Annotated in this window: 14 protein-coding genes; 7 read left to right on the forward strand and 7 right to left on the reverse strand. The window is 52.2% G+C overall.

The features are described 5' to 3' along the window. Positions 1–114 precede the first annotated feature (114 nt). A complete protein-coding gene (locus AC5JO6_RS14555) occupies positions 115–951 on the forward strand; it encodes a Cof-type HAD-IIB family hydrolase (RefSeq protein WP_496081789.1) in 837 nt (278 codons plus the stop codon). Positions 952–1,082: 131 nt separating this feature from the next. On the opposite strand, the gene AC5JO6_RS14560 is transcribed toward AC5JO6_RS14555, so the two are convergent. After that, entirely contained in the window at positions 1,083–1,604 is a 522-nt protein-coding gene (locus tag AC5JO6_RS14560; protein WP_496081790.1) for a DUF937 domain-containing protein, read from the reverse strand. Positions 1,605–1,800: 196 nt separating this feature from the next. Here AC5JO6_RS14560 and AC5JO6_RS14565 point away from each other — a divergent pair, with 196 nt between their 5' ends. Beyond that, positions 1,801–3,411 (forward strand): YcjF family protein, encoded by a 1,611-nt coding sequence (locus AC5JO6_RS14565; protein ID WP_496081791.1) that lies wholly within the window; start codon positions 1,801–1,803, stop codon positions 3,409–3,411. Positions 3,412–3,868: 457 nt separating this feature from the next. On the opposite strand, the gene AC5JO6_RS14570 is transcribed toward AC5JO6_RS14565, so the two are convergent. The 3 genes from AC5JO6_RS14570 to AC5JO6_RS14580 all read right to left on the reverse strand — a co-directional run bounded on the left by AC5JO6_RS14570 (position 3,869) and on the right by AC5JO6_RS14580 (position 5,668). Continuing rightward, positions 3,869–4,342: a tellurite resistance TerB family protein gene (locus AC5JO6_RS14570; protein ID WP_496081792.1), complete on the reverse strand. Its 474-nt coding sequence runs from the start codon at positions 4,340–4,342 to the stop codon at positions 3,869–3,871. A gap of 155 nt (positions 4,343–4,497) precedes the next feature. After that, positions 4,498–5,490 carry an endonuclease/exonuclease/phosphatase family protein gene (locus AC5JO6_RS14575; RefSeq protein WP_496081793.1) on the reverse strand — a complete coding sequence of 331 codons (993 nt, stop codon included), beginning with the start codon at positions 5,488–5,490 and terminating at the stop codon, positions 4,498–4,500. Positions 5,491–5,494: 4 nt separating this feature from the next. After that, complete coding sequence (locus AC5JO6_RS14580; RefSeq protein ID WP_496081794.1) at positions 5,495–5,668, reverse strand: hypothetical protein; 174 nt, start codon at positions 5,666–5,668, stop codon at positions 5,495–5,497. Between the two features lie 388 nt (positions 5,669–6,056). Here AC5JO6_RS14580 and AC5JO6_RS14585 point away from each other — a divergent pair, with 388 nt between their 5' ends. Further along, positions 6,057–7,037, forward strand: coding sequence for an ABC transporter ATP-binding protein (locus AC5JO6_RS14585; protein WP_496081795.1), 981 nt, complete (start codon positions 6,057–6,059; stop codon positions 7,035–7,037). A gap of 84 nt (positions 7,038–7,121) precedes the next feature. Then, on the forward strand, positions 7,122–7,544 hold the full coding sequence (locus tag AC5JO6_RS14590; protein WP_496081796.1) for a fasciclin domain-containing protein: 423 nt from the start codon (positions 7,122–7,124) through the stop codon (positions 7,542–7,544). Between the two features lie 3 nt (positions 7,545–7,547). On the opposite strand, the gene mscL is transcribed toward AC5JO6_RS14590, so the two are convergent. After that, positions 7,548–7,973, reverse strand: a complete 426-nt coding sequence (mscL, locus tag AC5JO6_RS14595) for a large conductance mechanosensitive channel protein MscL (RefSeq protein WP_496081797.1) — start codon at positions 7,971–7,973, stop codon at positions 7,548–7,550. Positions 7,974–8,199: 226 nt separating this feature from the next. Here mscL and def point away from each other — a divergent pair, with 226 nt between their 5' ends. The 3 genes from def (at position 8,200) to AC5JO6_RS14610 (ending at position 10,552) form a co-directional block, all read left to right on the forward strand. Beyond that, positions 8,200–8,766: a peptide deformylase gene (def, locus tag AC5JO6_RS14600; RefSeq protein ID WP_496081798.1), complete on the forward strand. Its 567-nt coding sequence runs from the start codon at positions 8,200–8,202 to the stop codon at positions 8,764–8,766. 83 nt (positions 8,767–8,849) lie between these two features. Beyond that, entirely contained in the window at positions 8,850–9,044 is a 195-nt protein-coding gene (locus tag AC5JO6_RS14605; RefSeq protein ID WP_496081799.1) for a hypothetical protein, read from the forward strand. A 101-nt stretch (positions 9,045–9,145) separates the two neighbouring features. Next, positions 9,146–10,552: a PrsW family glutamic-type intramembrane protease gene (locus AC5JO6_RS14610; RefSeq protein ID WP_496081800.1), complete on the forward strand. Its 1,407-nt coding sequence runs from the start codon at positions 9,146–9,148 to the stop codon at positions 10,550–10,552. 110 nt (positions 10,553–10,662) lie between these two features. On the opposite strand, the gene AC5JO6_RS14615 is transcribed toward AC5JO6_RS14610, so the two are convergent. Together AC5JO6_RS14615 and AC5JO6_RS14620 are read right to left on the reverse strand one after the other, a co-directional pair. Continuing rightward, positions 10,663–11,649, reverse strand: a complete 987-nt coding sequence (locus AC5JO6_RS14615) for an Hpt domain-containing protein (RefSeq protein ID WP_496081801.1) — start codon at positions 11,647–11,649, stop codon at positions 10,663–10,665. 161 nt (positions 11,650–11,810) lie between these two features. Next, on the reverse strand, positions 11,811–11,969 hold the full coding sequence (locus AC5JO6_RS14620) for a hypothetical protein (RefSeq protein WP_496081802.1): 159 nt from the start codon (positions 11,967–11,969) through the stop codon (positions 11,811–11,813). Between the last annotated feature and the right edge of the window lie 109 nt (positions 11,970–12,078).

Below are 12,078 nucleotides of genomic sequence, written 5' to 3' on the forward strand. Positions count from 1 at the left end.
AGCTGATAGCTGATAGCTGATAGCTGATAGCTGATAGCTGATAGCTGATAGCTGACCGCTGACTGCTGACCGCTCCCAAAACTCAAAATTCTTTATCCTTTATCCTTTCCTCTTATGCCAAACCAAGCTACTTCCGCAGAGATCAAACTCCTCGTACTCGATATTGATGGCACGATCGCGGGCGTTTCAAACGAGATTCGTAAGCCTGTAATTGAAGCAGTCCGTGCGGCACAGGCAAAGGGGGTTCAAGTGGCGATCGCCACAGGGCGAATGTATCGTGCTGCCATCCGTTTTCATGAGGCGATCGGTTCTACGCTGCCGCTCATGGCGTATCAAGGTGCTCTGATTCAAGACCCAAGAACGGATACTGTGTATCGCCACTGGACCGTACCGAAGTCACTGGTACTTCAGCTTTTAGACTATTTTGAGCAACCAGAGCTGCGATCGCTGCTCTCCGTGCATTTTTACATCAACGACCAGCTTTACGTGCGTGAAATCACCGCTGAGACCAAAGAGTATGCTATTCGTTCCAACGTGCAGCCCATTCCTATAGGCGATTTGCGGACAGCACTCACCACCGAACCGACGAAAGTGCTGGCGCTGAGTGATGATGTCGATTTAATCAGCACACTCTTAGGCAATTTGCAGAGTCTCTACACGCCCGCCGAACTCTACCTCACAAAATCGGTGGCAACGTTTTTTGAGGCAACCAATCCGCTGGTCAGCAAAGGAACAGCGGTACGCTATTTGGCAGAAGAACATTTAGGACTGAAGGCAGAAAACGTGATGGCGATCGGCGACAACTTCAACGACGTTGAGATGATTGAGTATGCTGGCGTTGGCGTAGCGATGGGCAATGCACCAGCACCTGTTCAAGCTTTAGCAAACTGGGTCGCCCCTGACGTTGAAAAGGACGGAGCCGCTGCCGCGATCGAAGCGTTCTTGCTTTAGCGACAGCCGCAACCCGCATCTTGCTGACCGCTGACCGCTAACCGCTGACCGCATCTTGCTGACCGCTAACCGCTAACCGCTAACCACTGACCCGCCTCTTGCTGACCGCTGACCGCTGACCGCTGACCGCTTCAACGCCCAAAAAATTTACCAGCCACACTAAGAGCATCGCCCAAGTCAATGTTGCCATCCTGGTTGCCATCCAAAAAGGCACTGAGCACGGGGTTGCCAGCCTGAGGATTGTCAGTATGCGCTCCGCTCTGCAAAAACTTGAGCGCGAGTGGCACCAGTGTTGGCAGCATTGACTGCACTGTTTGCGGGTCAAGTCCAGTTCGCTGCACTAAATCTTGCACGACCTGTTGCTGCATGACTGGACCCAACACAGCCTCTACAGCCTGCGGGTTTGCCCCAGTACCGCCGTATTGATTGACGGTTGCCTGCGCCTGTTCAGTGCCTGCGGTTGCCTGCTGTTGTTGCAGTGCCGATCGCACATAGCCACCGACCACCGACACAAGCGTTTGTGTTGTACCTGCATCCGCCCCATGACTGCCACTCAGTTGCTGCACAGTATTAAGAATGGCACCAAGCTGATCCGGGCTTCCTTGCTGACCAGGATTACTGACCGCGCTCATCACTGCATCAAAAAGTCCCATAAGATCCCTCTTTCAAGCGTTTTGTAGGTTTGACTTAAGTTATCAGACAACGGACTCATCACCTACTGTCTGTGGTTACAGTAGCCCTCCAAAGTACCCACTGCGGCAGACTTAACAATCTTTCCGGGCAAACGAGGCGATCGCTAAAAAAGTTCAGGGCACTAGAATGAGAGGCAGATGCACCACAGATGCCTTCATGCCGCCGTCGCGCCTTCTCATTCTCATTGCTGGTCTAGCCCTGATTTTGGGGCTGGTGATTTGGTTAATTGATTCGCTCACGCGGCTTTCCTGGCAGCTTTACGCCTACCCGCTGCTGTCTCAGGCACTGCTGGTGCTGATCGTGGCGCTGCTGACAGTGCTCGTTGGAGCCTTAATCTATTACCTGTTTGTGCTGCCTCGCACACAAAAACGACGCAAGCAACCACGACGACAGCCCCAGGTACCTGCTGAAAAAACAGAGGCGGCTGAAGAAACCCTGAAAGCTGTGCGTCAGCAGGTAAGCCAGATTCAAGATGAGGTGGCGCGGCAAGAATTGCTAATGCGATCGCGCGAAATCGAGCAAACTCTCTCACGTGGCAACCTGCAAATTGTTGTTTTTGGCACAGGGTCAGCAGGCAAAACATCGCTGGTGAATGCGCTGATTGGACGCATGGCAGGCAAAGTTGGTGCCGCAATGGGCACAACTGAAGTCGGTGAGACTTATTCGCTAAAGCTAAAAGGCTTGAACCGTGAAATTCTGATCATTGATACACCGGGCATTCTCGAAGCGGGCGTAGCGGGGACAGAACGCGAACAACTAGCACGCCAACTGGCAACAGAAGCCGATTTGCTGCTGTTTGTACTGGACAACGATCTGCGTCAGTCCGAATACGACCCGCTGCAAACCCTGGCGGAAATTGGCAAGCGATCGCTCATCATTCTCAACAAGTCTGACCTGTATCCAGAGAGCGATCGCGATACCATTCTGGCGCAGTTGCGGGGACGGCTGCGTAGCCTGGTTGCTCCTGCCGATGTGATTGCGACGGCTGCCAATCCTGCCGCGATCGTTGTCGAGGGCGAAACCCTCTACCCTGATCCAGACATCATGCCCCTCATTCGCCGGATGGTTGCCGTATTGCGCGCTGAGGGCGAGGATTTGATTGCCGACAACATCTTGCTGCAATCCCAGCGGCTCGGTGAGAAAGCTCGCTACCTGATTGATGCCCAACGCCGACGACAGGCAGAAAAAATTGTCGATCGCTTCCAGTGGATTAGCGCCGGGGTCATTGCCGTCACCCCCTTACCAGTGGTAGATCTGCTGGCAACGGCTGCCATTAACGCTCAAATGGTGGTTGAACTTGGGCGCGTCTACGGCTGCGAGATCAACATGGAACGGGGACGAGAACTGGCGTTGTCGTTAGGTAAAACGCTGGCGAGTTTGGGCATTGTCAAAGGTGTATTGACGTTAGTGGCGACTGCCCTGGAGTTTAGCCTGGGTGGAATGCTGGTTGGGCGCGCGATTCAAGGCGTAAGCGCTGCCTATCTCACACGCATCGCAGGCAAAAGCTTTATCGAATACTTTCGTCATGACCAGGATTGGGGCGACGGTGGCATGACTGAAGTGGTGCAGCGGCAGTTTCAGCTAAATCGCAAGGATGAGTTCGTCCGTGCGTTTGTTCAGGAAGCGATTACTCGCGTTGTAAAACCGCTGAATCTCGATCGCGAACCACCAGACACAGACGACCAACCACTCCTACCAGAAGTCAAGCTCCCGCTCGAAATCAAAGCCAAACTGGATGCAGACTTAGAAGCATGGAACCGATCGTAAACGCTGTCATACCTGTGAATATAATTTCACGCCATCTCACAACTTGGTATAGCAGCTCTCGTTGGAGTGTGGTCAAGTTAGGTTTTAAGGCAGGAGGCAGAAGGCAGAAGGCAGGAGGCAGAAGGCAGAAGGAAAGCTGCCGTGCTCTTTCACTTCTGCCCTCTGCCCTCGTTCGACTGAGCGCTCACGCCGAAGTCTGCCTTCTGCCTCTTTGCGACTGTACTTCACTGAATTTGGGACTGCTATGTAAAGAGTAAGGGGATTGCAAGAAAATAAGATACCAGTGGTTTGGGTTTTGGCTACGCTCAACCCGCTATGACTGAAGGTTGAGCGCCGTCGAAACCTGGTTCATTGGTCGGTGATTAAACCGCAAAGCCCTAATCACATTAAAAACCCCTGAAGCCGACGTTGAGCTACAGGGGATGAGTTTTATGAGTAGCAGTGACCTGAGCGACGGTTATTCTTCGTCCTCTTCCTCTTCGCCTGCTTCTTCGTCTTCCGAGAAAAGCTCATCGATAATAGCGTTCGCCCGGTTTTCTGAAATGCCTAGCGCTTGAAACAGGCTATTGACATATTCCTGCTCTTCTTCCGGCACTTCGCCATCCGCCGCGATGACAATGACTGCGATCATAAACGCTGCTTCTTGAATGCCTTCATCTCTTGCCGTTGCAATTGCCTGTGCCACCACAGCTTCAATCCCTTCTTCGTTGATCAAATTGGCAATCTCAGCGCCCAGAGCAGAAAAATCTTCCTCAGAGTAATCTTCATACAGGTCGATCGCCGATAACATCTCGCCGAGTGCCTCGGTTTCCACGTCCTCGGCTGATTCTCCGTCAGCATAAACAGAAAAAAGCCCGATCGCGGCGATCGCCAATTCTGGGCTTAAAGCAACTTGAGTGCCACCACCACGAGGAAGTTTACGGTTAGCCATCGTTTCTCCTAAGGTTCATTTGATAAACAGCACCTTGACTGGATCTGCTGACGTTAATAGACCCAATCAGGTTGACCTTAGTCTTCCCATTCGCTGTTCCGGTAGAACACCTTTGGAAGTGTCTCCATGTCACCAGTTTTGGGGATGCTAGACGCTTACCCCCGTGGCACCGCGACATCAACAATTAGGGGCAAGTGATCCGATCCAACATTTCGCCCCGTTTGGGTTTTTAGCACTGTGATGCCTGGGCTGACCAGGCAGTGGTCAATGGGAATCGCCAGCAACGATAGCCAAGCTCGTGGAGACCAGCTCGGTAACAGACCGAAGCCAGCTCGGCTGTTTCGCAGTCCACTGTCAGCCTCCAGGCGCTTATAGTAAGGCGACCATAGACTGATGTTGAAGTCGCCTAGAAGAATGACTGGACTCGTTTGCGATCGTACATATGGCGCGATCGCGGTCAGCAGTTGATTGCGCGACTGAAACAGTGCTGCTCGAATCGGTGGCGGTGGGTGAGTCGTGATCAGGGTCACCGATTGCGCCCCTTTTCTGACCTGTGCCACAAGGCTCGATACCTTCGTCTGACCGAGGAACTGTACCGACGGTTGCTCTAGCGGCAGCACACTGTAGATTACATTGCCAAAGCCAACAGCATCCGGTTCGGCATAGGTATACGGGAGTTGATCCCGAATGACTTCCAACGCAGTTAGCCATCCAGCATTCACCTCCTGAAAAACGGCGATGTCTGGCTTCGTCTCCCTTACCAGAGAAATGACGCTGGCGTACTGCCGATTCCGCACCAGCACGTTTGAATGCAGCAAGCGTAATGGTACTGCTGACGGCAAGGTGGTTGCCTTCTGAGGGAGATACCACGGCACAATTTCGACGAGATTGAGCACCACGCAAAGCAAGCTAACGCCAATCAACGCTTTGCGCCAACGTCGATCGCCCCACCAGCCACACACGAGCGTAACAACACCAACCAGCAGATATTGCCGTTTGAAATGTGAGGTCAAATCCAAATACCAGTGCAGCTCTCCTAAATAACCTGTGAACGACAGCACTGTGGCAAAACTGGCAACCAGCAGCAGCCCTATGGTGGAGAGCCACCGCAAGGACGATCGCCGCAAAACCTGAGCCAAAACAGTCACAATCTCATGTGGATTCGGACACGAACTGAGCGATCGCCGTTGCTTGTGGTAGCACACTCATCGGCGCAGGCACCATCTCGCCACGCATATCCAGCAGTTGTACAACCAACAGGTAAGCCAGACTGAGCGCCACCGCGATCGCTCCTGTTACAATCGCCACAATTTTCGATCGATCCATCGTTTCTCCTTTTCATCACTATTGGTTCGCCTACCTCTGTCACAAAGCGGCGTTCGTTGGGCAACCTGAGCACAGACAAAGGCAATGCAGCAGCGAAGCCTCTCCTTCCTCAAATAGCGGTCAAACGCCAAAAACATATAAACAAAGTTTAAGCGTTTATGCAGAATCTTAGTGAACCGCCCCGAATCGTGCCAATAATCGGCAAAATAGGGAATCCACGATGCTGAACATGGCACCAAAGGCTCTCGACCATCGATTATGGAAGTACTCGTGTAAAGCTGTGACCGTAAATCTGTTAAAGTCTACAGTCTATTCACCGTCTGCAATGACCCAAACCCTCGACTGCTGGAACGTCTAATCCGCAAATCTGCCAGACCTTTGAATCAACATGGCTACTGTCATTGACTCGACTAATGCACTTTCCCCCGTTGATCGTCCAGCCGTTGTAGAAACGTACGAACTGAGGAAAACCTACCGGGCTGGGTTTTGGCTGAATCAGAAAGTTGTCTCTCTGAAAGGCTGCACGCTGAAAGTGTTGCAGGGAGAAACCTTTGGACTCTTGGGACCGAACGGTGCTGGTAAGACGACGCTCCTGAAAACGCTGTTGGGGATTGTGCGCCCTAATGCAGGGCGGGGGCTGCTGCTAGGAGCACCGTTGGGCGATCGCGCTGTCAAGCAACGCATCGGCTACCTACCTGAAAACGCCTACTTCTACGATTACCTCACAGGCTGGGAGATCCTTGAATTTACTGCCGGACTGTTCCAAATTCCGCGATCGGTGCAGCGGCAGCGCATTCCCCAACTGCTCGATCTCGTTGGTCTAGCGCCGTCAGCCGCCCGCAAAAAGCAGTTGCGTCAGTATTCTAAAGGGATGCTACAGCGCATCGGTTTGGCGCAGGCGTTAATTAACGATCCAGAGCTGGTCTTTCTGGATGAACCGATGTCGGGACTCGATCCAATGGGGCGCTATCAGATTCGAGAGATCATTCTTTCGCTCAAGGCGCAGGGTAAGACCATTTTTTTCAACAGTCACGTGCTGTCTGATGTGGAGATCGTGTGCGATCGCATCGCTATTCTGGCTGAAGGTGACTTGATTTGCAGCGGTTCTTTGCAAGAGCTTCTGGGCGTTGCCGAAACCTATACAATCAAGGGTCGTGGCGGCAGCTTGGATGTGATTAAGAAGCGAATGCTGAATCTAGAATTTCGGGATGGCTACTGGCAGGGACAGCTTAAGGGCGATCCATACGATTTTCTTGCCAGCCTCAATCTCATGGGTGCCCAAATTATGACGGTTAATTTGGCACGTCCCTCGCTAGAAGAGTTTTTTATTCGGCAACTGAGCGATCGCGGTCTGCACACCAGCAGCTAGGGCAGTGTCTCTCCTGTGATGGATGCACCATAACCATCCAGCCTCTATTTGTAGACAGGTAGTTTACGGGAGTTGAGCAAACCGATGGCAAATCTAATTGAAACAGCCGCTAGTGCAGGTAACTTTAAAACGCTACTGGCAGCGATCGATGCAACCGGAGTCAAGAGCTTTCTGGAAAGCGAAGGATCGCTGACCGTCTTTGCTCCCACTGATGAAGCTTTCGCCAAACTGCCAGAGGGCACGTTAGACGAGCTTCTGCACGATCTTCCCAAGCTCAAGCGCATTGTGATGTACCACATCCTGTCTGGGGATGCACGATCGGACGATTTAGCCCAAATTGACGAAGCACCCACTGAGGAAGGATCAATTTTGGCGATCGAGCATAGCAACGGCAGTATTAAGGTAAACGATGCCACAGTCGTCAAAATGGATATCTTGACTGACAACGGTGTGATTCATGTCATCAATGGTGTCTTAATGCCTGCCATCATAGCTGGTCATTCGTAGCAACTACAGATTGCGCGTTTCTAGCGCTCTTGAGAGGCGATCGAGGGCGCTTGAGGTACGTTCCTGCGCTACAACTAGTGGATCAGGCGCAGTTTCTTCCGTACCGTCCTGGCGGAAGAAGCGCTTCTTCGCCTTTTCAAACGCACGAATCATCAAGAAAATGACAAAGGCAATTACCAAGAAATTGATGATGGCAGAAAGAAACAAACCATATTTAATGCCGTTGGCTGACAATTTTTCGATGCCGTCAACACCAGCCGCCTGTAAGGCAGGTGTTAGCAGCGCGGGTGTAATGATATCGCCCACAAACGACTCGACAATTTTGCCAAACGCGCTACCAATGATCACAGCCACCGCCAGATCAATGACATTGCCTCGCATGATGAATTTTTGAAAATCAGCCCAAAACCCGCCATTCGTCCGTGTCATAAACTCTCCTCGCCCTCCCTGCTTTGGTTGGTTGCATTGTAGGGCAAAGTCGCCACTCAGCCAAATGATGCTCACTACTTTGCGCGATCGGACATCAATAGGCGGGAACGATCGCTTGGCACAAAAAACAATTGTTCGCAGGCGCTAGTCCCCAGTCAGAATTGGCTACTATAGAGTTAAGGCGGAATCATTCCGACATCAGACGTTCGCTGCGAGTGATAGATTCATGACTGCTGAGGTTTTGGTTGAGAAAAAGAAATTAGCAAAGCCACCCCTGGCAATTTATCGGTTGGGCGATCGCGTATTGCGCCAGCCTGCCAAGCGCATTGCCAAGGTCGATACTGAGGTGAAATTGCTCATTCGTGAAATGCTGCAAACGATGTACAGCGCGGATGGTATTGGGCTGGCAGCACCGCAAGCCGCTGTGAACAAGCAGCTCATCGTCATTGACTGTGAGCCTGATGAAGCCGCAACGCCACCTTTGATTTTGATCAACCCCGTTGTGAAGCAGGCAAGCCGCGATCTTACGGTCACTCAAGAAGGCTGTCTTAGCATTCCTGGCGTTTATTTGGATGTCAAGCGTCCCGCTGCGATCGAAGTCGCCTACAAAGATGAACACGGTCGCCCACAAAAGCTCTCCGCGACAGGGCTATTAGCCTGCTGCATCCAGCACGAAATTGACCATCTAAACGGAGTTTTATTCGTCGATCGAGTTGAAAACGCGCTCATGCTGAACGAAGAACTAGCCAAGCATGGTTTTTCGGCTCAGGCAGTGAAGTCTTTGGGACACTGACCTGTGAGAAACTGAGAGTGAGCTAGATTTTCAGGCTGTAAAATCTCACTCAAAACTTCAAACTCAATCGGGATTAAAGTAGCGTGACTCCAAAGAGTGGTGTGTTTTTAGGCGGCTCGTGTATTACCGCGATCGCTGCCGTCGGTTCCGTCTTTGAACTGTCGTCCGGTATCCCGCAGCTCGGCAACGTCTTGACCGGAGTGATTCTAGCAGTCAGCGTACCGCTCAGTGTCGTGTTTTTTCTGGCGGCTGTACGCGATACACGGGCAAACCAGTAGACAGAAGGTAGGGTAGACAGTGTAGGGTGTAGAGAGGACGAAACGCAGCGATCGCTTGTCTTTATTTAGCCCCTTTAGAAGCTGGTCAGAATCCCCCGACGATGACGGGAACGGATCACTACACGACATTTTTGCGGCTGTTGCCCTCCGGTGACAATGCTGGAGGGCAACCCCTGTACCCGCTGTCACTGACGGAGACGGTGATACTTGGGCGCGATCCGCACTGTCAGGTAGTTTTGGATCCGCTGGTACATCGGGCTGTATCGCGGCGACATGCAGAAGTAAAGCCAGTGCTAGGCTGTGAGTCGCCCGACGGAACACGCTTTTGGCAGGTTGGCGACCTTGCCAGCGCGAATGGCACGTTTCTAAATGGAGAGCGACTGAAAGATTACCGGGTTTTGCAACCGGGCGATCGCCTCGCGCTGGGTCAGAATGGTCCTGAATTTGTTTTTGAGTGCCAGCCCAGAGCGAATCCTGTTCCATTGGCACCACCAGCGAATGTAAAGTTGCCGTCTGTGACTCGTCGCAAACTGGCTTCTGCACCCGATCGCCTTGCTGCCACTAGCCCACCACCGCGCCGCCGCGAACCGGATGCCATTAGCCTGACGCAGCTTTTCCCCATTCTTTCTACAGGGCGGCAACTGACCCACAAAGCATACTTGCTTCCGGGCGGCATTACCGTTGCCTTCGTAGTGCTGATGTTTGTTGCGGTTGGCAATCCTCTTGCGTTCAATATGCTCTTAGCAGCGTATCTAGCGGGTGCAGCTTACTACTTTGTCTACGAGCTGTGCGGCAAGCATAAACCCTGGTGGATTCTCTCTGGTGCGGCTGTGTTTACGCTGCTGCTGCTGGTCAGCCCCGTGCTTAAGCTGTTTGTGTTTGTGTTTCGGCACGTCTTACCCGGCGAGTTGCCAACAGGCGATACACCGATCGCCTTCCCGATACTGCTGATTAAAATGTTCTTTGGCGCAGGGCTGATGGAGGAATTGCTGAAAGCAACTCCCGTTTTTGCCGCCTATTGGCTGGGTACACGGCTGCGATCGCCCTACCGCGAGCGCATTGGCGTTTGGGAACCGCTGGATGGTATCTTGCTGGGCAGTGCATCAGCCGTTGGCTTCACATTGCTGGAAACGTTGGCACAGTATTTGCCTGAAGTGTACAGAGCCACGCTGTCATCTGGTGAAGGGGCAGCGCAACTTGCCAGTTTGCAACTACTGATTCCCCGCGTTCTGGGTTCAGTAGCAGGGCACATGGCATACAGCGGCTATCTCGGTTATTTTATCGGGCTAAGCGTGTTGCGATCGCGACGACGTTGGCTCATTCTGGGCATTGGCTATTTCACTGCCTCTGGACTCCACGCGCTTTGGAACACAATGGGCAGCATCAGTCCCGTTTTTCTGGCGCTCGTCGGTCTGCTGTCCTACGCGTTTCTTGCCGCTGCCATTCTCAAAGCAAGGGAGTTGTCACCGACGCGATCGCAAAACTTCGCCACACGCTTCTACAAGTAGTTTTGAGGTTTAAACCGAACCGTCCTATCGCTACCGATAGTCTTCATCATTAGCGATCAGCTTTTGATTAACCGCTGATCGCTGACGGCTGATCGCTGATCGCTGACCGCTTATGACTGAATCGCTTTCATCAAAAATTCTGCCAGCTCAATCAACTGTGACCGATTGAATGCCTCTAAAAGCGCTCTGGCAGCCGCTCTTGGTTCGGCAGGAATGGTAATTTGCTGGGGTTTGGCGGTAGTTACTGCTCGTGTAGCGGGTTGATGTGTTGCCTCTGGAAGTGGTTGAGCGATCGGCTGAGGTGTCGGAACCGGGCTTGCCGTGGGCGTTAGCTTCTGTAGGGCACTGCTAGGAATAATTTCATTGGCTCGTCCTACTAGCAACAGATCGCCAGCCAGTTTGAGTTCCTTAATCACCAATGGAGCCATTGTGGCATAGGCGTTACGGGACTGAGTAAGAGCGCCGTGAACCGCCTGTAAGAGCCTGCGCCACTCTGGTGCGCCATGTAGCTGTACCATGCGACTGCACAGGGTCGCCAGTTGCTGTCGGTTGGTTGGCGTATCCCCTTGCTTGAAGAGTTGCAGCATCATCTTGAGAGCACCATTCAGCCGATTTGCCAACTCTGGATTGGCAGGTACAGGCTGAGCAATGCCGATCGCAGGATTGACCCGTTCTGCTTGCAGTAAGCGGTTAAGATAATTTTGTAGCTCTCTAAAGGTAGGCTCCGCTGCCTTAACCGTCTGAGCGGCATCGTCTTCTTTGAGACCGTAGGGCGATTGGAGTTCTTCCACCAGTTCTTTGAGAATGTCGAACCCCTGCAAAAACAAGTTCTCTAACGTTTGATCGATCTTGACGGGGTGATCGGTCAAAAGCTTGAAGCAATCCTCTAAATAATGCCCCACTTTGTGAATGCTACTAAAGCCCAACATGGCAGCGCCGCCTTTGACGGAGTGAGCAGCGCGGAACAGCTCGTTGAGCCGCTCTGTATCTGCCATAGTGGCTTGTAAATCTAACAAGCCTCGCTCGATCGTATCGAGGTGCTCTTTAGCCTCCTCAATGAAGTAACCCAAGATTTGCTGCTGTTTCGTCGCCTGCACGAGCCTATCCCTCAGAGTGCTAACTTGTACGAGCTAAAGCGGTCTGTTATGTTACAGAACCCTTTCTCAGTGTTCCCATTCTCATTAAACTTTTATCTTTAGAACTGACGCAAACCTCGGAGGTTTTAATCAGGAAGCAAGCATCGTCACTCATTGCCACCTTATATGGCGTTCAGCCTTTTATCGACCACGATCGCACCCCACCGCGATCGACGTAAATATAGGGTGTTTGGCTGTATGGCGAAGAGAGGCGTATAGCGGATGGCAGGGCATGACGTGACTGAAACCCGCCACCCACGTCCTTGGTGAATGTTAGCCACAACACATAGCTGCAAGTACTGGAAAGCTTCTTCCCTTCACCCGATCCACAATTTTGATCTTCTTTCTTTCAGCCCTTGCAAACTTAACCATACAGGCTCACACTAGACT

Source organism: Tildeniella sp. (genome assembly GCF_059505325.1).

Coding starts and splice junctions, on each gene's coding strand:
- AC5JO6_RS14570 (WP_496081792.1), bottom strand. CDS start 4,342: ATGGCTAACCGTAAACTTCCTCGTGGTGGTGGCACTCAAGTTGCTTTA.
- AC5JO6_RS14610 (WP_496081800.1), top strand. CDS start 9,146: ATGACGGGAACGGATCACTACACGACATTTTTGCGGCTGTTGCCCTCC.
- AC5JO6_RS14560 (WP_496081790.1), bottom strand. CDS start 1,604: ATGGGACTTTTTGATGCAGTGATGAGCGCGGTCAGTAATCCTGGTCAG.
- AC5JO6_RS14585 (WP_496081795.1), top strand. CDS start 6,057: ATGGCTACTGTCATTGACTCGACTAATGCACTTTCCCCCGTTGATCGT.
- mscL (WP_496081797.1), bottom strand. CDS start 7,973: ATGACACGGACGAATGGCGGGTTTTGGGCTGATTTTCAAAAATTCATC.
- def (WP_496081798.1), top strand. CDS start 8,200: ATGACTGCTGAGGTTTTGGTTGAGAAAAAGAAATTAGCAAAGCCACCC.
- AC5JO6_RS14565 (WP_496081791.1), top strand. CDS start 1,801: ATGCCGCCGTCGCGCCTTCTCATTCTCATTGCTGGTCTAGCCCTGATT.
- AC5JO6_RS14590 (WP_496081796.1), top strand. CDS start 7,122: ATGGCAAATCTAATTGAAACAGCCGCTAGTGCAGGTAACTTTAAAACG.
- AC5JO6_RS14555 (WP_496081789.1), top strand. CDS start 115: ATGCCAAACCAAGCTACTTCCGCAGAGATCAAACTCCTCGTACTCGAT.
- AC5JO6_RS14580 (WP_496081794.1), bottom strand. CDS start 5,668: ATGGATCGATCGAAAATTGTGGCGATTGTAACAGGAGCGATCGCGGTG.